Source organism: Bradyrhizobium sp. HKCCYLRH1030, from assembly GCF_051168395.1.
In the GTDB taxonomy this organism is placed as follows: domain Bacteria; phylum Pseudomonadota; class Alphaproteobacteria; order Rhizobiales; family Xanthobacteraceae; genus Bradyrhizobium.
Genome location: NZ_JBNPUY010000002.1, coordinates 855,822 through 876,314 on the forward strand (window position 1 = coordinate 855,822; position 20,493 = coordinate 876,314).

Consider the following 20,493-nt stretch of genomic DNA (forward strand, 5'->3'; position numbering starts at 1 on the left):
GCCGGAACCGGGGGGACAGCGCAAGCGAAACGATATGAACGAAAAATCTCACCGTCGCGGATGCGCTGACGCGTAGACCTGCAGCAGGCGCTCCGAATCGATGCCGGTATAGATCTGCGTCGTCGACAGCGAGGCGTGGCCGAGCAGCTCCTGGATCGCGCGCAGATCGCCGCCGCGCGACAACAGGTGCGTCGCGAAGGAATGGCGCAGCGCGTGCGGCGTGGCGCTGTCCGGCAGGCCCAGCGCGCCGCGCAGCCGCTCCATCGCGAGCTGGATGATGCGCGGGCTCAACGGACCGCCCTTGGCGCCGAGAAACATCGGCCCCTCCGCAGGCAGCGGGTACGGGCAAAGCCTGGCATACTCGTCGATCAGCTGCAGCACGTTCTGCAGCACCGGCACCATCCGGGTCTTGTTGCCCTTGCCGGTCACGACCAGCACGTCGCCTTCGCCGGGGCGCGGCACTTCGCGGCGTTTCAGCCCGAGCGCCTCGGAGATGCGCAGGCCGGAGCCATACAGCAGCGCCATCACCGCGGCGTCGCGTGCCAGCACCCAGGTCTCGCGGGTCTCGCCGGCGCGCTCGTCGGCATCGGCGAGGCGCTTGGCGGCGTCCATCGGCAGCGGCTTCGGCAGGCTCTTGGCGATCTTTGGCGCGCGGATTCCTGAGAGGGCGCCGACCTTGCCCTTGCCCTCGCGCTCCAGAAAGCGCCCGAACGAGCGCAGGCCCGCCAAGGATCGCATCAGGGAACGTCCGGCGATGTCGTCGGCGCGGCGCATCGCCATGAAAGCGCGGATGTCGGCGGCCTCCAGCCCCGCGAAGCGCACCAGCGTCACCGGCTCGCCCCAATGGATGCAGAGGAATTGCAGGCACTGCCGGAGGTCGCGGGCATAAGCCTCCACGGTCTTCGGAGATAGCCGGCGCTCGCTACGCAGATGCGCCAGCCACTGCATCATGGCCTGGACGACGCCCTCGTCGGCGCCGAGGAGGGCGGTGGCCTCAGACTCTTCGTCCGTGTCCGCGTGAGTCGGCTCTGTTTGCTTTGCCATGGCGTCCGTGCCCACGGATGGGTCGCTGTGAAGCGTTGTCGATCGCCGCGAACTCGGTTTGCGCCTCTCCCCGCAAGAGCGGGAAGAGGGAGTGCAATGGCGCTCGCGGGAACAGCTCGATCTCATCTCGTCGAGTCATGTATATCGCACTGTCGTCCTTTACCGTTCGCTAACTTTGCCGGACGGCTTTCGCTTCAGCCAGAGCAAGGCTATCTCCGCCCTCATGGACCGCGCGACCGACCTCTTTCCAGGTGCAGCCAGCACGACCGGCGTGGTCGACGTGCTGGTTCCGGTCGCGCTCGACCACACCTATTCCTACCGCGTGCCGCGCGGCATGGATCTGAAGCCGGGCGATATCGTCGGCGTGCCGCTCGGGCCGCGCGAGGTACTGGCGGTGGTGTGGGCGGAGAATGCCAATCCGGATCCGCGGCTGCACAACCGGCTCAAGGACGTCGGCGAGAAGCTCGAGGTGCCGCCCCTCAAGCCGGAGCTGCGCTCGCTGGTCGACTGGGTCGCGAATTACACGCTGTCGCCGCGTGGCATGGTGCTGCGGATGTGCCTGCGCATGGGCGAGCATCTTGGCCCGGAGCGTGTCCGGCTCGGCGTCCGCCTGGTCGGCGAGCCGCCCAAGCGGCTGACGCCGGCGCGGCGGCGGGTCATCGAGGCGGTGTCAGACGGTCTGCTGCATGGAAAGTCCGACCTCGTCCGCGAGATCGGCGTCTCCAGCAGCGTGATCGACGGCCTGGTCGACGAGAGGACCCTCACGGTCGAGGCGATGCCGCGTGCGCTGCCGCCGCCGGCGCCCGATCCGTCGTTCGCGCAGCCCGAGTTCTTCGACGCGCAGCTGGCCGGCGTCGCGGCGATGCGGGCGCTGGCCGCCGATGGCGGCTTCCAGGTCGCGCTGCTCGACGGCGTCACCGGCTCCGGCAAGACCGAAGTCTATTTCGAGGCGGTCGCCGAGACCGTCCGCCGCGGCCGGCAGTCGCTGATCCTGATGCCTGAGATTTCGCTCACCGGCCAGTTCCTCGACCGCTTCTCGCGCCGCTTCGGCGTGCGGCCGCTGGAATGGCATTCCGAGCTGACCCCGCGCACGCGCCAGCGCAACTGGGCGGCGATCGCCGCCGGCGAGGCGCCGGTCGTGGTCGGCGCCCGCTCGGCGTTGTTCCTGCCCTATGCCGATCTCGGCCTGATCGTCATCGATGAGGAGCACGATCAGGCCTACAAGCAGGACGAGGGCGCGCATTACCACGCCCGCGACATGGCGGTGGTGCGCGGCCACATCGCCAAATTTCCGGTGGTGCTGGCCTCGGCCACCCCCTCGGTCGAGACCGAGGTCAATGCTCGCAAGGGCCGCTATCAGCGCGTCGCGCTGCCGTCGCGGTTCGGCGGCCAGCACATGCCGCATATCGAGGCCATCGATCTCCGGCGCGAGCCGCCGCCGCGCGGCCGCTACATCTCGCCGCGGCTGGCGGGTGAGATCCGCACCGCGATCGAGCGCGGCGAGCAGGCGCTGCTGTTCCTGAACCGCCGCGGCTATGCGCCGCTGACCCTGTGCCGCGCCTGCGGCCATCGCTTCGCCTGCACCATCTGCGACGCGTGGCTGGTCGATCATCGTTTCCGTCAGCGGCTGGTCTGTCACCATTGCGGGTTCTCGATGCCGCGGCCGCCGACCTGCCCGCATTGCGCGGCCGAGGAATCGCTGGTCGCGGTGGGGCCCGGCGTGGAGCGGCTGCAGGAGGAGGCGGCGGCGCTGTTTCCTGAGGCGCGCAGCATGGTGCTGTCGAGCGACCTGATCACCTCGATCGAAACCATGCGCGCCGAGCTGACCGAGATCGCCGAAGGCCGCGTCGACCTCATCATCGGCACCCAGCTCGTCGCCAAGGGCCACAACTTTCCGCGGCTCAATCTGGTCGGGGTGGTCGATGCCGATCTCGGCCTCGGCAATGGCGATCCGCGCGCCGCCGAGCGCACCTGGCAGCTCTTGAACCAGGTGATCGGCCGCGCCGGCCGCGAGCAGGGGCGGGGTCGCGGCTATCTGCAGACCCACCAGCCCGAGCACCCCGTCATGAAGGCGCTGGTCGCCTGCGACCGCGAGGCGTTCTACACCAGCGAGATCGACGCGCGCGAGCGCACCGGCTATCCGCCGTTCGGCAGGCTGGCGAGCCTGATCATCTCGGCGGGGGATCGGCCTACTGCCGAAGGCTTCGCCCGCCGGCTGGTCGCGTCAGCGCCGCGTGAGGAGGGCGTGCTGCTGCTCGGCCCGGCTGAGGCGCCGCTCGCGGTGATCAAGGGCCGCTACCGCTTCCGGCTGCTGCTCAAGTCGGCGCGCAATTTCGACCTGTCGGATTATCTGCGCCACTGGCTGGCGCATGCCGAGAAGCCCAAGGGCAATCTCAAGCTCGAGGTCGACGTCGACCCGCAGAGCTTCTTGTAGCGCTCTCTCCACCGTCATTGCGAGCGCAGCGAAGCAATCCAGGGCCGGGTTGGGACTCTGGATTGCTTCGTCGCTTCGCTCCTCGCAATGACGCGCGGAAAGATCGGGTATCTTACGACACGACCTCGGCGGTGACGCGGCCGACGCCGGCGCGGGTCAGGCCGATGGCGCGGGCGGCGCCGGTCGACAGGTCGAGCACCCGGCCGCGGATGAACGGGCCGCGGTCGTTGACGGTGACGATGACGCTGTTGCCGCCATGGGTCACGCGCAGCTTGGTGCCGAACGGCAGCGAGCGGTGAGCGCAGGTCATCGCGTTGGCGTTCATGCGCTGGCCGGAGGCGGTGCGGCTGCCGGACTCGTTGCCGTAGTACGACGCCATGCCGGAGAAAGTGCGGCCGGTGCCGGACGACGGCGTAACCGCTGCGTTGGAGTTCATCCACGAGGAGCCGTTGGACGACCATCCGTTCGAAAACGAGTCGGCCGCGGGCTGAGCAGCATGACGCGCCATGTGATGATGGTGGTGGCGAGCGTGGTGATGGTGGTGCCTGGACCGGGCCGAGGCTTCGGTGGCGCTGCCGCCGACGATCAGCGTCACGGCAACAGCGAGCGCGGTGCGCGAGCCGGCGATCTTGCCAGCCGAGAGGTTCTTCAGTTTCAGCATCTATGTCCCTCGAACAGTATTGCCGCGTTCTGCGGCCAGTGGACCCCCGTCAGGTGTTGAGGCGCGCGCCGTTTGGTGGGGCAATGAGGCGTGAATGGGGCAGTAGAAATTGTTCCGCTCTGATCGAAACATCTTGCGTCGCGGTCTACTCATCACGGAAAATTCCGTAATCCACCGCGTTAACGCTTGATTAACGATCAAATACTTCGAAATACTGTTGAGTTAAGTTCTCACTTAGGATGCCAAGATGTCAGCAAGTAATGTCGGTGCGGGCTGGTCGGCGGCCGCCGGGCACCGCCGACGGGAGTCAAGGCCAAACCAGCATGGCGGCCATGCAGCAACAGCTGGAACCTTGCGCTGAGTGACTGGTATCGGGGCCGGGGCGCGCGCGGGCGGCCATCAGCGGGTCCGTTGGACCGCGCGTAGGCTCCGACCGCGGCGCGGCAACAAGGTGCCGAATAGCGGGCCGCCGCTTGTTGCGGCTGCGCGTACGCTATGTTAGCAAAGCGCCGCTTTTCGTGATCAAGCTGCTCTCGCGGCGATCGAAAATCAAAGTCCTGCTTGAATTCCAAGGGCTTAGCTGGTTTGCGCCGCAGCGGCGCGCCGGTGTCCCTCTTGTGGGTTGGGCGCATATAAAAAGAGCACGTCTGTGGCTGCTGAAGATCCCTCCGTATCTGGTGTGTCCGGTCGTTACGCGACGGCCCTGTTTGAACTGGCCCGTGACGAAAAGTCCGTCGATGCGGTCAAGGCCGATCTCGACAGGTTCAATGCCCTCCTCGATGAGAGCGCCGATCTCAAGCGCCTCGTCCGCAGTCCGGTCTTCGGTGCGGACGTGCAGCTCAAGGCGCTGAATGCCGTGCTCGACAAGGCCGGCATCGCCGGTGTCGCCGCCAACGTGCTGCGCGTGCTGACCGCCAACCGCCGCCTGTTCGCGGTGACCGACGTGATCCGCGCCTTCAACGCGCTGGTCGCCAAATACAAGGGAGAGGCCACGGCCGACGTCGTCGTCGCCGAGCCGCTCTCCGACAAGAATCTCGACGCCTTGAAGGCCTCACTGAAGACGGTGACCGGCAAGGACGTCGCGCTCAACGTGAAAGTCGATCCAGCGATTATCGGCGGGCTCGTCGTCAAGCTCGGCAGCCGCATGATCGATAGTTCGCTTCGCACCAAACTCAACTCGATCAAGCACGCGATGAAAGAGGCAGGCTGATGGACATCCGCGCCGCGGAAATTTCCGCGATCCTCAAGGACCAGATCAAGAATTTCGGGCAGGAAGCCGAAGTCACCGAAGTCGGACAGGTGCTGTCCGTCGGTGACGGTATCGCCCGCGTCTACGGTCTCGACAACGTCCAGGCCGGCGAGATGGTCGAGTTCGAGAACGGCACCCGCGGCATGGCGCTGAACCTCGAGACCGACAATGTCGGCGTCGTCATCTTCGGCGCCGACCGCGAGATCAAGGAAGGCCAGACCGTCAAGCGCACCCGCGCCATCGTCGACGCTCCGGTCGGCAAGGGTCTGCTCGGCCGCGTCGTTGACGCGCTCGGCAATCCGATCGACGGCAAGGGCCCGATCCAGGCCACCGAGCGCAAGCGCGTCGACGTCAAGGCCCCCGGCATCATTCCGCGCAAGTCGGTGAACGAGCCGATGTCGACCGGCCTCAAGGCGATCGACGCCCTGATCCCGGTCGGCCGTGGTCAGCGCGAGCTGATCATCGGTGACCGTCAGACCGGCAAGACCGCGATCGCGCTCGACACCATCTTGAACCAGAAGCCGCTGAACGTCGCTGGCGCTCCCGAGAGCCAGAAGCTGTACTGCGTCTATGTCGCGATCGGCCAGAAGCGCTCCACCGTCGCTCAGTTCGTGAAGGTGCTCGAAGAGCAGGGCGCGCTGGAGTATTCGATCGTCATCGCCGCCACCGCGTCCGATCCGGCCCCGATGCAATATCTGGCCCCGTTCACCGGCTGCACCATGGGCGAGTACTTCCGCGACAACGGCATGCACGCCGTCATCATCTATGACGATCTGTCGAAGCAGGCCGTCGCCTATCGCCAGATGTCGCTGCTGCTGCGCCGTCCGCCGGGCCGCGAGGCCTATCCGGGCGACGTGTTCTATCTGCACTCCCGCCTGCTCGAGCGCGCCGCCAAGCTCAGCAAGGACCATGGTCTGGGGTCGCTGACCGCGTTGCCCGTCATCGAGACCCAGGCCAACGACGTGTCGGCCTACATTCCGACCAACGTCATTTCGATCACCGACGGCCAGATCTTCCTGGAGACCGACCTGTTCTTCCAGGGCATCCGTCCCGCCGTGAACGTCGGTCTGTCGGTGTCGCGCGTCGGCTCCTCGGCCCAGACCAAGGCGATGAAGAAGGTCGCCGGCAAGATCAAGGGCGAGCTGGCGCAGTACCGCGAGATGGCGGCCTTCGCGCAGTTCGGCTCCGACTTGGACGCCTCGACCCAGCGCCTGCTCAACCGCGGCGCGCGCCTGACCGAGCTCCTGAAGCAGCCGCAGTTCTCGCCGCTGAAGATGGAAGAGCAGGTCTGCGTGATCTGGGCCGGCACCAACGGCTATCTCGATCCGCTGCCGCTCAACAAGGTGCGCGCCTTCGAGGACGGCCTGCTGTCGCTGCTGCGCGGCAAGAATGCCGACCTGCTCAACGCGATCCGCGACAGCAAGGATCTGTCCGACGACAGCGCCGCCAAGCTGAAGGCGGTCGTCGAGGGCTTCGCCAAGACCTTCGCCTGATCGCGAGGTCGTGGCCGGCTCCGGCCGGCGATCCACGCCCTTCGGGGTGGGACAACGTGACATCTCATGCCCGGCGCCAGGCCGGGCATGACCAATCTCAGGGTTGAGCGGTCGGGTCTTCAACGGATCGGCCGCCGGGGTGAGCTAGACGAACAATGGCGTCACTGAAAGACATGCGGGTCCGCATCGCCTCGACCAAGGCGACGCAGAAGATCACCAAGGCCATGCAGATGGTCGCCGCCTCCAAGCTGCGCCGCGCGCAGCAGGCGGCCGAAGCGGCGCGTCCCTATGCCGAGAAGATGGACGCCGTGATCTCCAACATCGCGAGCGCCACCATCGCCTCCGCCGGCGGCCCGAAGCTGTTGGCGGGCACCGGGCGCGATCAGGTGCACCTGCTGCTGGTCTGCACCGGCGAGCGCGGCCTGTCTGGCGCGTTCAACTCCTCGATCGTCCGCCTGGCGCGCGAGCGTGCGCTCGCCCTGATGAACCAGGGCAAGGAGGTGAAGTTCTTCTGCGTTGGCCGCAAGGGTTATGAGCAGCTTCGCCGCCAGTTCGACAAGCAGATCGTCGAGCACATGGACCTGCGCTCCGTACGCCAGATCGGCTTCGCCAATGCCGACGAGATCGCCAAGAAGGTGATTGCCCGCTTCGAGGCCGGCGAATTCGACGTCTGCACCCTGTTCTACTCGCGCTTCCGCTCGGTGATCGCGCAGATCCCGACCGCTCAGCAGATCATTCCGCTGGTGGTCGAAGCGCGCCCGGCCAATGCGGCGCCGCTGGCGCCTTACGAATACGAGCCGGAAGAGGACGAGATCCTGGCTGGACTGCTGCCGCGCAATCTCGCGGTGCAGATCTTCCGCGCACTGCTCGAAAACAACGCCTCGTTCTACGGTGCGCAGATGTCGGCCATGGACAACGCCACGCGCAACGCCGGCGAGATGATCCGCAAGCAGACGCTGATCTACAACCGCACGCGTCAGGCGATGATCACCAAGGAACTGATCGAAATCATTTCGGGCGCCGAGGCGGTCTAGCCGGATCGCGCAGCGCCCGTTGAAGCGCAACCCAGGAACATATCCCGGTCGAGCCGACCGTGGTTTCGTATACGGATCGTAAGGAGAGACACTCAATGGCTACCGCAGCCAACCAGATCGGTCGCATCACCCAGGTCATCGGCGCCGTCGTCGACGTGCAGTTCGAAGGTCACCTGCCGGCCATTCTCAATTCGCTCGAAACCAAGAACGCCGGCAACCGCCTGGTGCTCGAAGTGGCCCAGCATCTCGGCGAATCCACCGTGCGCACCATCGCGATGGACACCACCGAAGGTCTGGTCCGCGGCCAGGAGGTGACCGACACCGGTTCGCCGATCCAGGTGCCGGTGGGCGTCGGCACGCTCGGCCGCATCATGAACGTGATCGGCGAGCCGATCGACGAGGCCGGTCCGGTCGAGGCCGAGGGCCTGCGTCCGATCCACGCGGACGCGCCGAGCTACACCGATCAGTCGACCGAAGCCGAGATTCTCGTCACCGGCATCAAGGTCGTCGACCTCTTGGCTCCCTACGCCAAGGGCGGCAAGATCGGTCTGTTCGGCGGCGCCGGCGTCGGCAAGACCGTGCTGATCCAGGAGCTCATCAACAACGTCGCCAAGGCGCACGGTGGCTATTCGGTGTTCGCCGGCGTCGGCGAGCGTACCCGTGAAGGCAACGACCTCTATCACGAGTTCATCGAGTCCAAGGTCAACGCCGATCCGCACAATCCCGATCCGAGCGTCAAGTCGAAGTGCGCGCTGGTGTTCGGCCAGATGAACGAGCCGCCCGGCGCCCGCGCCCGCGTCGGCCTGACCGGCCTCACCGTCGCCGAGCACTTCCGCGACCAGGGCCAGGACGTGCTGTTCTTCGTCGACAACATCTTCCGCTTCACCCAGGCCGGCTCGGAAGTGTCGGCGCTGCTCGGCCGCATCCCCTCGGCGGTGGGTTATCAGCCGACGCTCGCCACCGACATGGGCGCGCTGCAGGAGCGCATCACCACCACCAACAAGGGCTCGATCACCTCGGTGCAGGCGATCTACGTGCCGGCCGACGACTTGACGGACCCGGCGCCGGCGACCTCGTTCGCGCATTTGGACGCCACCACCGTGCTCAACCGCGCGATCTCGGAAAAGGGCATCTACCCGGCGGTGGACCCGCTCGACTCGACCTCGCGCATGCTCTCCCCGCTGGTCGTCGGCGAGGAGCACTATCAGACCGCGCGTCAGGTCCAGCAGATTCTGCAGCGCTACAAGTCGCTGCAGGATATCATCGCCATCCTGGGCATGGACGAGCTGTCGGAAGAGGACAAGCTGACCGTGGCCCGCGCCCGCAAGATCGAGCGCTTCCTGTCGCAGCCGTTCCACGTCGCCGAAATCTTCACGGGATCGCCGGGCAAGTTCGTCGACCTCGCCGACACCATCAAGGGCTTCAAGGGCCTGTGTGAAGGCAAGTACGACCACCTGCCGGAGGCCGCCTTCTACATGGTCGGCAACATCGACGAGGCGGTCGAGAAGGGCAAGAAGCTGGCCGCTGAGGCAGCCTAAGGGCGAATAGGGAGCAGCGAATAGACGAGCTGTTCGCTGCTTCCTCCTTCACTACTCGCCATTCGCTATTCGCTATTCGCAGGTTTCCCAATGGCTACTTTCCATTTCGATCTCGTCTCGCCGGAAAAGATCGCCTTCTCGGGCGAGGTCGACCAGGTCGACGTTCCCGGCCAGGAGGGTGATTTCGGCGTGCTCGCCGGGCATGCGCCGTTCGTGGCGACGCTGCGGCCGGGTATCCTGACGGTGACATCAGGCGGATCGCAGCAGAAGATCATCGTGCTCGGCGGCCTTGCCGAGATCTCGGACAAGGGTCTGACGGTTCTCGCCGACGTCGCCACGTCGCTGAAGGAGCTCGACCAGACCGCTTTCGCGGCCGAGATCGCCGGCATGGAATCCAAGCTGAACGAGAAGCAGGGCAACGAGCTCGATCGCGCGATCGAGCGGCTCGATCACTTCAAGACGATCCAGCAGCAGCTCAATACGACTGCGCTGCATTGATCCCACCGCACGACGTATGAATGAACGTTCATGGCCGGGCTCTGCCCGGCCATTTTCGTTTGGGGCTCGAACGTCGTGCGCCGGTCGATGACTACTTCAAGGGAGGCCGGTTGCATGCTCACCGATCTGACGGCATGCTCCCGGCCAATCCAGCGGGCGCGGTGACATGGCAGGACAGATCGTCTTGAAACGCAAGATCGCGGCGATTTTCGCCGCCGATATCGCCGGCTATTCGCGCCTCGTCGCGGAGGATGAAGAAGAGACGCTACGGCGACTGGCGGCCTATCGCGAGGTCGTTGACGACTTCATCGCGCGAGCCGGCGGCCGCATCTTCAACACCGCTGGCGATGCGGTGCTCGCGGAATTTCCCAGCGCGGTCGAAGCGGTGCGTTGCGCGATCGACATCCAGGAGAGCCTGCGCACGCGCAACATGGCCTATCCGCCGAGCCGGCAGATGAGCTACCGCATCGGCATCACCATCGGTGACGTCGTCGAGCGCGACGGCGATCTGCTCGGCGACGGCGTCAACATCGCAGCACGCCTCGAGGGCCTCGCCGACGTCGGCGGCATCTGCATCTCGCGCGCCGTTCATGAGCAGGTCGCCAACAAGCTGTCGGTGCAGTTCGCCGACATGGGCGCGCGGGAGGTCAAGAACATCCCGACCCCGGTGCACGCCTATCGGGTGGCGATGCGCCGCGAGGACGGCACCTACGCGCCGCCGGAAGAAAAGAAAGACGCCCGCGGGGGCGGGCTCCGCCTGATCTGGCGAATTGCGGCCGCCGTGGTTGCGCTGGGAGCCGTCGGGGTCGGGACCGAGCTCTATCTGGATTATCGCGATCCGCACCCCGCGCAGCGCGATGCCGCCAAGGCGGCCGCGGAAGCGCTGGCCCGGCTGTCGGCCACGCCGGCTTCGCCGTCCTCGGTCCCGTCTGCATCCCCATCCCCCGCGCCGACGCAGTCATCCGCCGCCGTGCAGCCGGCCGACTCGCCGCAGCCGTCGCCCTCGCCTTCATCCTCTGTCGCCGCCGAGAAGTTTGCACCTGAAGCCGTGCCGTTCGTGAGCGAGCGGACCCGCATTGCGCTGGCGCGCGACTACGTGCCGGCACCGGATCACAAGGCGTTCGCGACCACGATCAACGGCGTCAGCGCCTATGTCACCGGACAGGCGAGCGACGACGCGGCGAAATCGGCTGCGCTGGAGCAGTGCCAGCAGCGCGCGGAAAATGCGAACGGACCGCGCAAATGCGAGCTCTATGCCGTCGGCGACAATGTCGTCTACGTGCACAGCAAACCGCCGTTGCCGCCGCAGCCCTGGGTGCGCCACGACCCGATGACCGAGCGCGCCTTCAGCGCGGCAGAGATGCCGCTGGTGCGCGATACAGGCCGGGCCCGGCTCGAAGCGAACTACGGCACGGCGCGTCGGACCAAGGCCATCGCGCTCGGGCCCGGCGGGCAGTTCTTCTACAGCGTCGGCGGCGACCTCGTCGACGATGTGGTTCGCCGCAATCTGGAAGCCTGCGGTGCCCAGGCGGGCACCGCCTGCATCATCGTTGCGCTCGACGATGCCTTCGTGGTGCCGATACCGACGGTGATGAAAGCCACCGGCTTCTTCCGCGCGGCCATCCATCAGGCGATCGCCCCGGAAGCGCGCGAGGAGGTGGCGCGACGTCTCGAGGCCGCGACGTCGGGCTGGAATGCAGTCGCGGTCGGCACGGCCGGCCACCCCGGCTTCGGCCTCAATGGCGACCGTGAGGAGACGGCGATCGGCGGCGCGCTGGCCGATTGCGCCACGCGCGACAACGACTGCCGGGTGATTGCGATCGGGCCGTTCACGGTCGAGGACAATTAGGCCGGCGAACTCTCGCGACATCGCCTTTCCGAGGCGCGCGGAGCGTCGGCCCTTGAATGACGGAGAGCCCCGCGCTTCGACGTAGATCAGTCGCCAACGTTGGCGAGATGCGCAAAGGCCTGCGCCACCGCGCGATAGACCTCGCGGCGAAACGGCACCACCAGCTCCGGGATGCGCGCCAGCCGCTCCCAGCGCCAGGCGTCGAACTCGGCCGGCTGGCCGTTGCGCGGCGTCACCGGATCGATGTCGGCCTCGCGCCCGGTGAAGCGCATCGCGAACCATTTCTGGCGCTGGCCGCGAAAGCGCGCGAGCCGGTGGTTCGGATCCTCGAACGGCGGAAATTCGTAGGTCAGCCAGTCGGTCTCGCCGAGGATGTCGGCGTCGCGAATGCCGGTCTCCTCCCACAGCTCGCGCCGCGCTGCTGCCTGAAGATCCTCGCCGGGGTCGACGCCGCCCTGCGGCATCTGCCATTCGAGCCCGGGCAGCACGATCTCCGGCCCGTCGTCGCGAAAGCGGCGTCCAAGGAAGACGAGCCCTTCGGCGTTGAGCAGCGCGATACCGACATTCGGACGATAGGGTCTGGTCTCGGTCATCCTCGAATCCATGAGCTGTCGTTCGCATGGCAGTGCATCATGACGGCATCGTCGCGACGCATCTGCAGAGATTCCCTGCAGCTCCTGCGCAGAAGCGGACTAGCGGATGTCGGGTACCGCGTCGAGGGCGGGGATCGCGATTCAATCGCCTGCGAGCGGAGCGAATTCCTTGACCACGCGCTCATAGACCGGCCGCTTGAACGGCACGATCAGCCCCGGCAGGTTCTTCATCGGCTCCCAGCGCCAGCTGACGAATTCCGCCTTGTGGTGGCCGCCGCCGGGGCGCTCGACATCGATCTCGGCATCGGCCCCGGTGAAGCGCAGCGCGAACCATTTCTGGCGCTGGCCGCGATAGCGCCCCTTCCAGGCACGGCCTGCGACCGTGCGCGGAATATCGTAGGTCAGCCAGTCGCCGACCTCGGCCAGCTTCTCGACGGAGCGCACGCTGGTCTCTTCATACAGCTCGCGCTTGGCCGCCTCCCAGGCATCCTCGCCGGGATCGACGCCGCCCTGCGGCATCTGCCAGACATGGGTGTCGTCGACATGCTCGATTCCGCCGGCGCGGCGACCGATGAAAACCAGCCCCTCCGAATTGATCAGCATGATGCCGACGCAGGTGCGGTAAGGCAGGTCCTCGTAGCGCGTCATTCCGGTCTCGGCCTTCCTGCGGGGACCCCTGCGCCTCGCTGCGCAGGCCTCCCGCTGTCACGTCGCCAGTCGGGCCGGCGCACGTTCGTTCAGTTCGATTTTGATTTCAGCATCGCGGTTGTCAATGGCACCAGCAGAATGCCCTTGCGGTCGAGCCCCTTGATCCAGGTGCCGATGCGGTCGATCGAGGCCGGCAGCGCCGAGGCGGTCCCGACGGCGACGCCACGTTCCTTGGCCAGGCTTTCGAGCTTGGCGAGCGCATTGTCGATCTCGACCGGGGTCGGCACCGCGTCGATGGCGACGTCGCCCTTCGCGAACGGCATCGCGAGCCCCGTGGCCAGCGAGGCTGCCACGCTGCGCGGGGCTGCGCCATCGTCGAACAGGGCCAGACCGCGCTTGGCGGCCTCGTTCACGATCGGCTGCATCGCCGCTTCCGTTGCGACGAAGCGCGCACCCATGAAGTTGCCGATGCCGACGTAACCCTGCAGCCGGCTCATGTGCCAGAACAGCCGGTCGATGTTCTGGTCCGGTCCGAGTGTTGCGAGCAGCGTCTGCGGACCCGGATCGTTGTCGGGATAGTCGTAGGGCTCCATCGGGACCTGCAGCAGGATCTCGTGGCGCTGCGCCCGGGCGCGCTCGGCGAGCTTGGTCGGATCGGAGCCATAGGGCGTGAAGGCCAGGGTGACCGCCGGCGGCAGCTTCATGATCGCGTCCGCCGTCTTGGCGGCGCCGACGCCGAGACCGCCGATCACGATCGCGACGGCCGGCATGCGCGCCGCCTTGGCGCGGTCGGCCTCGGCCGCATAGGCAGTGAATGGCTTCAGCCCGTCGGCCATCACCGGGATCATGCCGTAGCGCGACTTCTCCAGCAGCCGCGGGTCCACGCCGGGCATCTGGCTCGCGGGCGCGGCCGATCCAGGCTCTGCCGTCTCGCCACCGGCACCGATCGCGACCTCCTGGCGGGCGCCGCTGGAGCCGTCGATGATGGTGACCGTCTTGCGCTCGCCGCCCTCCTGCTTGGCCGCGGGGGCCGCGCCGTGGTCGGCCTTTGCATCTGGCTTGCCATCCGGCTTGGCGGCGGCCTTGTCGTCGGTGGGCTTTGCGCCCTCGTTGATCGCGACGCGGGCGATCGGCTCGCCACCGAGCGGATTGTCGTTGAACATCGCAAAGCCGGCAAACACGACCAGGAACAGCCCCAGCAGCATCGCGAGGGCCTGCAGGGCCGTGAAGGGAAGCCGAATGCGGCGCCTGCGACGCTTTTCCGTCTGCCCGAGCGGGGCGCTCAGCTCGTCGGCCGTCTCTGTCATCGAAATTCCCGAATCAATCGGGTCGACGATACCACGGCGGGGATTCGGACGCAGGGCCGGTGTCCGCAAGCCCGTAGACCGGCGGAGCGGCAAACCAAGAAGCCGTCCAAAAAAGAAGGGCGGCCCGGAGGCCGCCCTTCAAACCTGATTCGCGTCGGTCGGCTGCCGCTCAGTTGGCGACCTCAGTTTGCCGCCTTGGCCGGCTTGTCGGCCGCGGCCTTCTCGGTCGGCGCCGGGGTGTTGGCGCTGTTCTTGATGCCGTGGAGCAGGTCGGCGGCCATTTTGAGCGCCTTGTCGTCCTTGGTGTCCGGCGGCACGTAGGACTGCGAGCCGGTCTTCTCGTCGCCGTCGTTCTTCAGATGGCCGCGCAGCGACGCCTCGCCCTTGGTGTCGGTGCGCGACTTCAGCTCATCCGGCACGTCCTGCAGCACCTCGATGTCGGGCACGATGCCCTTGGCCTGGATCGACTTGCCCGACGGCGTGTAGTAGCGCGCGGTGGTCAGTCGCAGCGCGCCGTTGCCGGCGCCGAGCGGGATGATGGTCTGCACCGAGCCCTTGCCGAACGAGCGGGTGCCGACCAGCGTCGCGCGCTTGTGATCCTGCAGCGCGCCGGCCACGATCTCCGACGCCGACGCCGAGCCGCCATTGATCAGCACGATGACCGGCTTGCCCTTGGTCAGGTCGCCCGCATGTGCCGCGCGGCGCTGCGTCTCCTCGGCATTGCGGCCGCGGGTCGAGACGATCTCGCCGCGTTCCAGGAACGCGTCGGAGACGGTGACCGCCTCCTCGAGCAGGCCGCCCGGGTTGTTGCGCAGGTCGATGATGTAGCCCTTCAGCTTGTCACCGATCTGGTTCTGCAGGTCGGCGATGCTCTTCTTCAGGCCCTCGGTGGTCTGCTCGTTGAAGGTGGTGATGCGGATATAGGCGATGTCGTCGCTCTCGGTGCGCGAGCGCACCGAGCGGACGCGGATGTTGTCGCGGGTCAGCGTCACGTCGAGCGGATTGTCGGCGCCCTTGCGCACGACCTTCAGCTTGATCTTGGTGCCGACCGGACCGCGCATCTTCTCGACCGCCTGGTTGAGGGTCAGGCCCTGCACGGCTTCGTCGTCGAGATTGGTGATGATGTCGTTGGCCTGGATGCCCGCCTTCGAGGCCGGCGTATCGTCGATCGGCGACACCACCTTGATCAGGCCGTCTTCCATCGTCACCTCGATGCCGAGGCCGCCGAACTCGCCGCGGGTCTGCACCTGCATGTCGCGGAAGCTCTTCGCATCCATGTAGCTCGAATGCGGATCGAGCCCCGAGAGCATGCCGCTGATCGCGGACTCGACCAGCTTCGAATCGTCGGGCTTCTCGACATAATCGCTGCGCACCCGCTCGAACACGTCGCCGAACAGGTTGAGCTGGCGATAGGTATCGGCGGTCGCGGCGCGCGCCGTCGATCCCATCAACACCGCGCGCGGTTGCGAGACGAACAGGGTCAATGCCGCACCGGTGGCCGCGCTCAGGAGAATTACCGAAGTCTTACGCATCATCCGCGTACCTTTTCGCCTTCATTTGCGGCCCACCATGGGCCTGGATCGATTGGAGTGCCGTCCTTACGGAACTCGACATAGAGCACTGGTTGACTCGCGTTGGTAGCGAGAATGGAGGCAACCTGGGAGCTGTTACCCATGATCGCGACCGGCTCTCCCGTCTGAACAAACTGCCCGATGTTGACGGAAATGCGCTCCATCCCGGCGATCAGGACATGATACCCGCCACCGGCGTTGAGGATCAAGAGTTGTCCGTAGCTACGGAAGGGACCCGCATACACAACCCAGCCATCACACGGGGTTGTGACCTGAGCCCCTGGCCGGGTTGCCAAAGAAATGCCTTTATCCGAGCCGCCCGCACCGTCCGATGCGCCAAATTCGCGGATCTTGGTGCCGTTGACAGGAAACGTCAGCATGCCCTTGGTCGAGGCGAACGCGATCGCGGGCGCCTTGCGGCCCGGGTTGCGCAGCGCATTCGCGTCCGGCTTGCTGTTGACCGGCACCCCCTGCAGGCTCGCCGTCGAGGCAGCCTTGGCCGCGCTCTTGAGGTCCAGCTCCATCGTCGTGATCAGTCCCTGCAGCGAGTCGATCTGCTGCGCCAGCACGGCGGCGCGCGCGCTTTCGGCTTCCATGTCCTTCTCGGCCGAGCTCTGCTTGCGCTGGCGTTCCTCCACCAAGGCGGCGAGACGGGTCTGATCGGTGCGCAGCCTGTCGCGGTCGCCGGCGAGCTTGTCGCGTTCGCTGGCGATCGTCTTGCGGATGGCGACGAGCTCGCCGAGATCGGTCGAGAGCTTCTCCGCTCGGCTGCGCATCTCGGGGATCACCGAACCCAGCAGCATCGCCGTGCGCAATGACTGCAGCGCGTCCTCGGGACGGACCAGCAGGGCCGGCGGGGTGCGGCGGCCGGCGCGCTGCAGTGCGGCTAGAACCTCGATGATCTCCGAGCGCCGCGCTTCCAGCGACGTCCGCAGATCCTGCTCGCGGCCGTCGAGCCCGCGCAGCCGCGTTTCGGCCTCGCCAACCCGCACTTCGACGCTACGCACCTGCGCCGCGACGTCGATCAGCTGCTGATTGAGCTTGCCGCGATCCTCGCCGAGCGCGGCGATGTCGGCCTTCAACCGCTCCTGGGCCTCGGCGGCGGCCTTCTGGGCGGCGCGGGCGGCCTCGAGCTCCTGTTCGCGCTGCTTCAACTGCTCCGGGGTGGCCGGCGTCGGTGACGCGGTGCCGGGGATGGATGGCCGGAGTCCGCTCTGCGCCAGCGCCGGACATCCGGAAAAGACCACCACGAGCGCGATGAGCGACGCGCGGCAGGACCGGCCGCTGCGGACAGGTCTTGGGAAGCAGGAGAGGGGCCGCGCAGCGAACATCGAGGTCCTTATTGTGCTCCCATCGTCCCTTGTTCAAGCGCGGTGATAGGGGTGACCGGCAAGGATCGTCGCAGTACGGTAAATCTGCTCGAGCAGCAGGACGCGGACGATCTGGTGCGGCCAGGTGGCGGCGCCAAACGCAACCCCAAGCTTGGCTCTGCGCCGCAAATCGGGCGAAAGTCCGTCGGCGCCGCCGATTGCGAAGACGGCAGCCGGAATGCCTTCGTCCCGCCAGCGCCCAAGATAACCCGCAAAAGTTGTACTGTCGACGTTCCGGCCACGCTCGTCGAGACAGACGAGCACGGACTTGTCGGGGATCGCCGCCGATATCGCGGAGGCCTCCTCGGTCATGCGCGTCGCCGCATCGCGCGCGCGGCTTTCCGGGATTTCATGGATGTCGAGGCCGCGAAAGCCGAGCTTGCGGCCGATGTCGTCGAAACGCTCGCGGTAGCGCTCCGCGAGCTCCCGCTCGGGACCCTGCTTCAACCGGCCGATGGCGACCACGATCAGGCGCATGCGCACCCGACTAGCACGTGCGCCGCACGATTCGCATCCGCCGCGGCGTGGGACCGCCTAGACCGCCTTGGCCGGGTTCGGCCCTTGAGTCCACAATCGCTCGAGATTGTAGAACTCGCGAACCTCGGGTCGAAACACGTGCACGATCACGTCGCCGGAATCGATCAGCACCCAATCGCAATTGGGCAGGCCCTCGATGTGGAGTTTCTTGGTGCCGGCTTCCTTCAGGCCCTTGGCGACGTTTTCCGCGATCGATCCGACGTGCCGGTTCGAGCGGCCCGTAGTAATGACCATGTAGTCGGAATACGCCGATTTGCCGTGAAGATCGATCGTGACCGTCTCCTCCGCCTTCATATCTTCGAGGCGGGAGAGGATCGTGCGCAGGGTCTTGTCGGCGTCGGGTTGCGCCTGCAAGGCCGCATCTTGGGTCGACGTCTTACGCGCTGACTTGGCCGTCGCCGACTTGGTAGTCGTTGCCTTCGTCTTCGGTAAGGCCGACTGGGACAATACAGATGTGGTCAGGGACCATTCCTTTCACTGTATCGCAGGCCGAATCCAACCCGGCCTGCTGACCATATTAGGCATGTGGGGTTAAGGGTTTCAACAATCCAGTACCCCGGTCGTCCGGCCCGACAGCGTCCAGGCCGTCCCCGCTTCGGACCGTAGCGGAGACGGCAAGTTCCATGCATATCCGATGCCGCGCGCGATGGCGAACGCGCGGCCTTTCAGAACGACTTCCAACTGCCGTCCGGGTTCCTCAGGCCCGTCGAGGACAGGCTGAGCTTGAGGCCGGTGAGGTAGACCCAGGCTGGAGCGGCGCGGTCGGCCAGACGGCTGGCTTGCGCTTCGGGAATGCGATACCGCGCCAGGGCGCGTGCGGCGGGCGCGTTCAGGGCGCGGAAACTGCGGGGCGGACGATCGACCACGGCCATCGGAACCTGGGCCGCGATGTGCCGCCACTTCTGCCAGCGATGGAACTGCGCGAGATTGTCAGCGCCCATGATCCACACGAAGCGCAAGCGCGATGCACGCCGGCGCAGATAATCGATCGTGTCGGCAGTGTAGCGGGTGCCGATGACGGATTCGAGACAGCTGATCTCGATGCGCGGATCGGCGGCCACCTTGCGCGCCGCCTCGGCGCGTTCGGCCAGCGCATGCAGCCCGCCATTGTTCTTGAGCGGATTGCCCGGTGTCACCAGCCACCAGACACGGTCCAGCTGCAGCCGCTTCAGCGCGAACAGGCTGATCGCGCGGTGCGCCTGGTGCGGCGGATTGAACGAGCCGCCGAGCAGGCCGATGCGCATGCCGTCACTGTGGGGCGGCAGCGCCTGGCGGATCGCAAGGCGCATGGCTGTGGCGTCGGTCACGGCTGCCCCCGCCTGCTGCTCGTGCAACTCAACCACAGGATGCGGCCGTCATGGCCGCGTCTGCCCGGTGCCGTGGATGCGATATTTGAAGCTGGTGAGCTGCTCGACGCCGACGGGGCCGCGCGCATGGAACTTGCCCGTGGCGATGCCGATCTCGGCGCCAAAACCGAACTCGCCGCCGTCGGCGAACTGGGTCGAGGCGTTGTGCAGCACGATCGCCGAGTCGACCTCGTTGAGGAACTTGTCGGCGGCCGCATTGTCATCGGTGACGATCGCGTCGGTGTGGTGTGAGCCGTGCGCGTGGATGTGGGCGATCGCGCCCTCCACGCCGTCGACGACCTTCGCGGCGATGATCGCGTCGAGATATTCGGTGTCCCAGTCCTCGTTGCTGGCCGGCTTCACCCGCGCATCGGCCGCGCGCACCGCATCGTCGCCCCGCACCTCGCAGCCGGCGCCGATCAGCATGTCGACCAGCGGCTTGATCTTGTCGGCGCTCGCGCGATCGACCAGCAGCGTCTCCGCCGCGCCGCAGACGCCGGTGCGGCGCATCTTGGCGTTCAGCACGATCGACTTGGCCATCTCCAGGTCGGCGGCGCCGTCGACATAGACGTGGTTGACGCCTTCGAGATGCGCGAACACCGGCACACGTGCCTCGGCCTCGACGCGGGCGACGAGGCTCTTGCCGCCGCGCGGCACGATGACGTCGACGCCGCCGTTCAGGCCCGACAGCAGCAGGCCGACTGCGGCGCGATCGCGCGTCGGCACCAGCGTGATCGCAGCCTCCGGCAGGCCCGCCTCGCGCAGGCCTTCGACGAGGCATTCGTGGATGGCGCGGCAGGAGCGGAACGAGTCCGAGCCGCCGCGCAGGATCACGGCATTGCCGGACTTCAGGCACAGCACGCCGGCATCGGCCGCCACGTTGGGGCGGCTCTCGAAGATCACGCCGATCACGCCGAGCGGCACCCGCACGCGCTCGATGGTCATGCCGTTCGGCCGCTGCCAGCTCTCGGTGACGATGCCGATGGGATCGGCGACGTCGCGCACGGCGGCGATGCCGTCGGCCATCGCGGCGACGCGGGCCGGGGTCAAGGTCAGGCGATCGAGGAAGGAGGAAGTGATGCCGGCGGCCTTGGCCTCGACCACGTCCTCGGCATTGGCGGCGATGATCGTGTCCGCGCGGGCCCGGATCAGCCGCTCCATCGCCTCCAGCGCCCGGTTCTTCTGCGCGGCCGGCGCCAGCGACAGCACGCGCGCGGCGGCGCGCGCCTGCTTGGCGAGGTCGTTCATCAGCGCAGGCAGATCGGCGCTGCCGTCGATGGCTTTCAAAGGCGCGGTCATGGGCGTTTCAACCTTGAATTAA

General features: G+C 66.8%; 18 protein-coding genes. 7 read left to right on the forward strand and 11 right to left on the reverse strand.

The window, feature by feature from the left end:
• Nucleotides 1–48 precede the first annotated feature (48 nt).
• Nucleotides 49–951, reverse strand: a complete 903-nt coding sequence (locus ACQR1E_RS09315) for a tyrosine recombinase XerC (RefSeq protein WP_315716184.1) — start codon at nt 949–951, stop codon at nt 49–51.
• A 316-nt stretch (nt 952–1,267) separates the two neighbouring features.
• On the opposite strand from ACQR1E_RS09315, the gene ACQR1E_RS09320 reads away from it, so the two are divergent.
• A complete protein-coding gene (locus ACQR1E_RS09320; protein WP_434896932.1) occupies nt 1,268–3,478 on the forward strand; it encodes a primosomal protein N' in 2,211 nt (736 codons plus the stop codon).
• A 112-nt stretch (nt 3,479–3,590) separates the two neighbouring features.
• Here ACQR1E_RS09320 and ACQR1E_RS09325 read toward each other — a convergent pair whose 3' ends face one another.
• Nucleotides 3,591–4,139, reverse strand: a complete 549-nt coding sequence (locus tag ACQR1E_RS09325) for a septal ring lytic transglycosylase RlpA family protein (RefSeq protein ID WP_315715933.1) — start codon at nt 4,137–4,139, stop codon at nt 3,591–3,593.
• 649 nt (nt 4,140–4,788) lie between these two features.
• On the opposite strand from ACQR1E_RS09325, the gene ACQR1E_RS09330 reads away from it, so the two are divergent.
• The 6 genes from ACQR1E_RS09330 to ACQR1E_RS09355 all read left to right on the forward strand — a co-directional run bounded on the left by ACQR1E_RS09330 (nt 4,789) and on the right by ACQR1E_RS09355 (nt 11,800).
• A complete protein-coding gene (locus ACQR1E_RS09330; protein ID WP_315715934.1) occupies nt 4,789–5,349 on the forward strand; it encodes a F0F1 ATP synthase subunit delta in 561 nt (186 codons plus the stop codon).
• Nucleotides 5,349–6,881, forward strand: coding sequence for a F0F1 ATP synthase subunit alpha (gene atpA, locus ACQR1E_RS09335; RefSeq protein ID WP_315715935.1), 1,533 nt, complete (start codon nt 5,349–5,351; stop codon nt 6,879–6,881). The genes ACQR1E_RS09330 and atpA overlap by 1 nt, the downstream gene beginning before the upstream one ends.
• 155 nt (nt 6,882–7,036) lie before the next feature.
• The gene (locus ACQR1E_RS09340; RefSeq protein WP_315715936.1) at nt 7,037–7,915 is read left to right on the forward strand and encodes a F0F1 ATP synthase subunit gamma; all 879 of its coding nucleotides are present in this window, start codon (nt 7,037–7,039) and stop codon (nt 7,913–7,915) included.
• Nucleotides 7,916–8,010: 95 nt separating this feature from the next.
• On the forward strand, nt 8,011–9,453 hold the full coding sequence (gene atpD / locus ACQR1E_RS09345; RefSeq protein ID WP_315715937.1) for a F0F1 ATP synthase subunit beta: 1,443 nt from the start codon (nt 8,011–8,013) through the stop codon (nt 9,451–9,453).
• A gap of 90 nt (nt 9,454–9,543) precedes the next feature.
• Complete coding sequence (locus tag ACQR1E_RS09350; RefSeq protein ID WP_315715938.1) at nt 9,544–9,951, forward strand: F0F1 ATP synthase subunit epsilon; 408 nt, start codon at nt 9,544–9,546, stop codon at nt 9,949–9,951.
• A 166-nt stretch (nt 9,952–10,117) separates the two neighbouring features.
• Nucleotides 10,118–11,800, forward strand: coding sequence for an adenylate/guanylate cyclase domain-containing protein (locus tag ACQR1E_RS09355; protein WP_316159429.1), 1,683 nt, complete (start codon nt 10,118–10,120; stop codon nt 11,798–11,800).
• An 86-nt stretch (nt 11,801–11,886) separates the two neighbouring features.
• Here ACQR1E_RS09355 and ACQR1E_RS09360 read toward each other — a convergent pair whose 3' ends face one another.
• The 9 genes from ACQR1E_RS09360 to ACQR1E_RS09400 form a co-directional block, all read right to left on the reverse strand.
• Nucleotides 11,887–12,393 carry an RNA pyrophosphohydrolase gene (locus tag ACQR1E_RS09360; protein WP_316169939.1) on the reverse strand — a complete coding sequence of 169 codons (507 nt, stop codon included), beginning with the start codon at nt 12,391–12,393 and terminating at the stop codon, nt 11,887–11,889.
• A 141-nt stretch (nt 12,394–12,534) separates the two neighbouring features.
• On the reverse strand, nt 12,535–13,041 hold the full coding sequence (locus ACQR1E_RS09365) for an RNA pyrophosphohydrolase (RefSeq protein WP_315715941.1): 507 nt from the start codon (nt 13,039–13,041) through the stop codon (nt 12,535–12,537).
• Nucleotides 13,042–13,130: 89 nt separating this feature from the next.
• Nucleotides 13,131–14,348 carry a divergent polysaccharide deacetylase family protein gene (locus ACQR1E_RS09370; protein ID WP_316200560.1) on the reverse strand — a complete coding sequence of 406 codons (1,218 nt, stop codon included), beginning with the start codon at nt 14,346–14,348 and terminating at the stop codon, nt 13,131–13,133.
• A gap of 182 nt (nt 14,349–14,530) precedes the next feature.
• Nucleotides 14,531–15,883 (reverse strand): S41 family peptidase, encoded by a 1,353-nt coding sequence (locus ACQR1E_RS09375; protein WP_315715943.1) that lies wholly within the window; start codon nt 15,881–15,883, stop codon nt 14,531–14,533.
• Entirely contained in the window at nt 15,880–17,250 is a 1,371-nt protein-coding gene (locus ACQR1E_RS09380) for a murein hydrolase activator EnvC family protein (protein WP_315715944.1), read from the reverse strand. Before ACQR1E_RS09380 ends, ACQR1E_RS09375 begins: the two co-directional genes overlap by 4 nt.
• Before the next feature lie 33 nt (nt 17,251–17,283).
• Entirely contained in the window at nt 17,284–17,766 is a 483-nt protein-coding gene (gene rlmH / locus ACQR1E_RS09385) for a 23S rRNA (pseudouridine(1915)-N(3))-methyltransferase RlmH (RefSeq protein ID WP_315715945.1), read from the reverse strand.
• A gap of 57 nt (nt 17,767–17,823) precedes the next feature.
• Nucleotides 17,824–18,180 carry a ribosome silencing factor gene (gene rsfS, locus ACQR1E_RS09390; RefSeq protein WP_315715946.1) on the reverse strand — a complete coding sequence of 119 codons (357 nt, stop codon included), beginning with the start codon at nt 18,178–18,180 and terminating at the stop codon, nt 17,824–17,826.
• Nucleotides 18,181–18,491: 311 nt separating this feature from the next.
• A complete protein-coding gene (locus ACQR1E_RS09395) occupies nt 18,492–19,115 on the reverse strand; it encodes a nicotinate-nucleotide adenylyltransferase (RefSeq protein ID WP_315716185.1) in 624 nt (207 codons plus the stop codon).
• Nucleotides 19,116–19,181: 66 nt separating this feature from the next.
• Complete coding sequence (locus ACQR1E_RS09400; protein ID WP_434896933.1) at nt 19,182–20,471, reverse strand: glutamate-5-semialdehyde dehydrogenase; 1,290 nt, start codon at nt 20,469–20,471, stop codon at nt 19,182–19,184.
• Between the last annotated feature and the right edge of the window lie 22 nt (nt 20,472–20,493).

Bases quoted from the DNA above. Each gene is read 5' to 3' on its own strand.
- ACQR1E_RS09315 (WP_315716184.1), bottom strand. From the start codon at position 951: ATGATGCAGTGGCTGGCGCATCTGCGTAGCGAGCGCCGGCTATCTCCG.
- ACQR1E_RS09320 (WP_434896932.1), top strand. From the start codon at position 1,268: ATGGACCGCGCGACCGACCTCTTTCCAGGTGCAGCCAGCACGACCGGC.
- ACQR1E_RS09325 (WP_315715933.1), bottom strand. From the start codon at position 4,139: ATGCTGAAACTGAAGAACCTCTCGGCTGGCAAGATCGCCGGCTCGCGC.
- atpA (WP_315715935.1), top strand. From the start codon at position 5,349: ATGGACATCCGCGCCGCGGAAATTTCCGCGATCCTCAAGGACCAGATC.
- ACQR1E_RS09340 (WP_315715936.1), top strand. From the start codon at position 7,037: ATGGCGTCACTGAAAGACATGCGGGTCCGCATCGCCTCGACCAAGGCG.
- atpD (WP_315715937.1), top strand. From the start codon at position 8,011: ATGGCTACCGCAGCCAACCAGATCGGTCGCATCACCCAGGTCATCGGC.
- ACQR1E_RS09350 (WP_315715938.1), top strand. From the start codon at position 9,544: ATGGCTACTTTCCATTTCGATCTCGTCTCGCCGGAAAAGATCGCCTTC.
- ACQR1E_RS09355 (WP_316159429.1), top strand. From the start codon at position 10,118: ATGGCAGGACAGATCGTCTTGAAACGCAAGATCGCGGCGATTTTCGCC.
- ACQR1E_RS09360 (WP_316169939.1), bottom strand. From the start codon at position 12,393: ATGACCGAGACCAGACCCTATCGTCCGAATGTCGGTATCGCGCTGCTC.
- ACQR1E_RS09365 (WP_315715941.1), bottom strand. From the start codon at position 13,041: ATGACGCGCTACGAGGACCTGCCTTACCGCACCTGCGTCGGCATCATG.
- ACQR1E_RS09370 (WP_316200560.1), bottom strand. From the start codon at position 14,348: ATGACAGAGACGGCCGACGAGCTGAGCGCCCCGCTCGGGCAGACGGAA.
- ACQR1E_RS09375 (WP_315715943.1), bottom strand. From the start codon at position 15,883: ATGATGCGTAAGACTTCGGTAATTCTCCTGAGCGCGGCCACCGGTGCG.
- ACQR1E_RS09380 (WP_315715944.1), bottom strand. From the start codon at position 17,250: ATGTTCGCTGCGCGGCCCCTCTCCTGCTTCCCAAGACCTGTCCGCAGC.
- rlmH (WP_315715945.1), bottom strand. From the start codon at position 17,766: ATGCGCCTGATCGTGGTCGCCATCGGCCGGTTGAAGCAGGGTCCCGAG.
- ACQR1E_RS09395 (WP_315716185.1), bottom strand. From the start codon at position 19,115: ATGCGCCTTGCGATCCGCCAGGCGCTGCCGCCCCACAGTGACGGCATG.
- ACQR1E_RS09400 (WP_434896933.1), bottom strand. From the start codon at position 20,471: ATGACCGCGCCTTTGAAAGCCATCGACGGCAGCGCCGATCTGCCTGCG.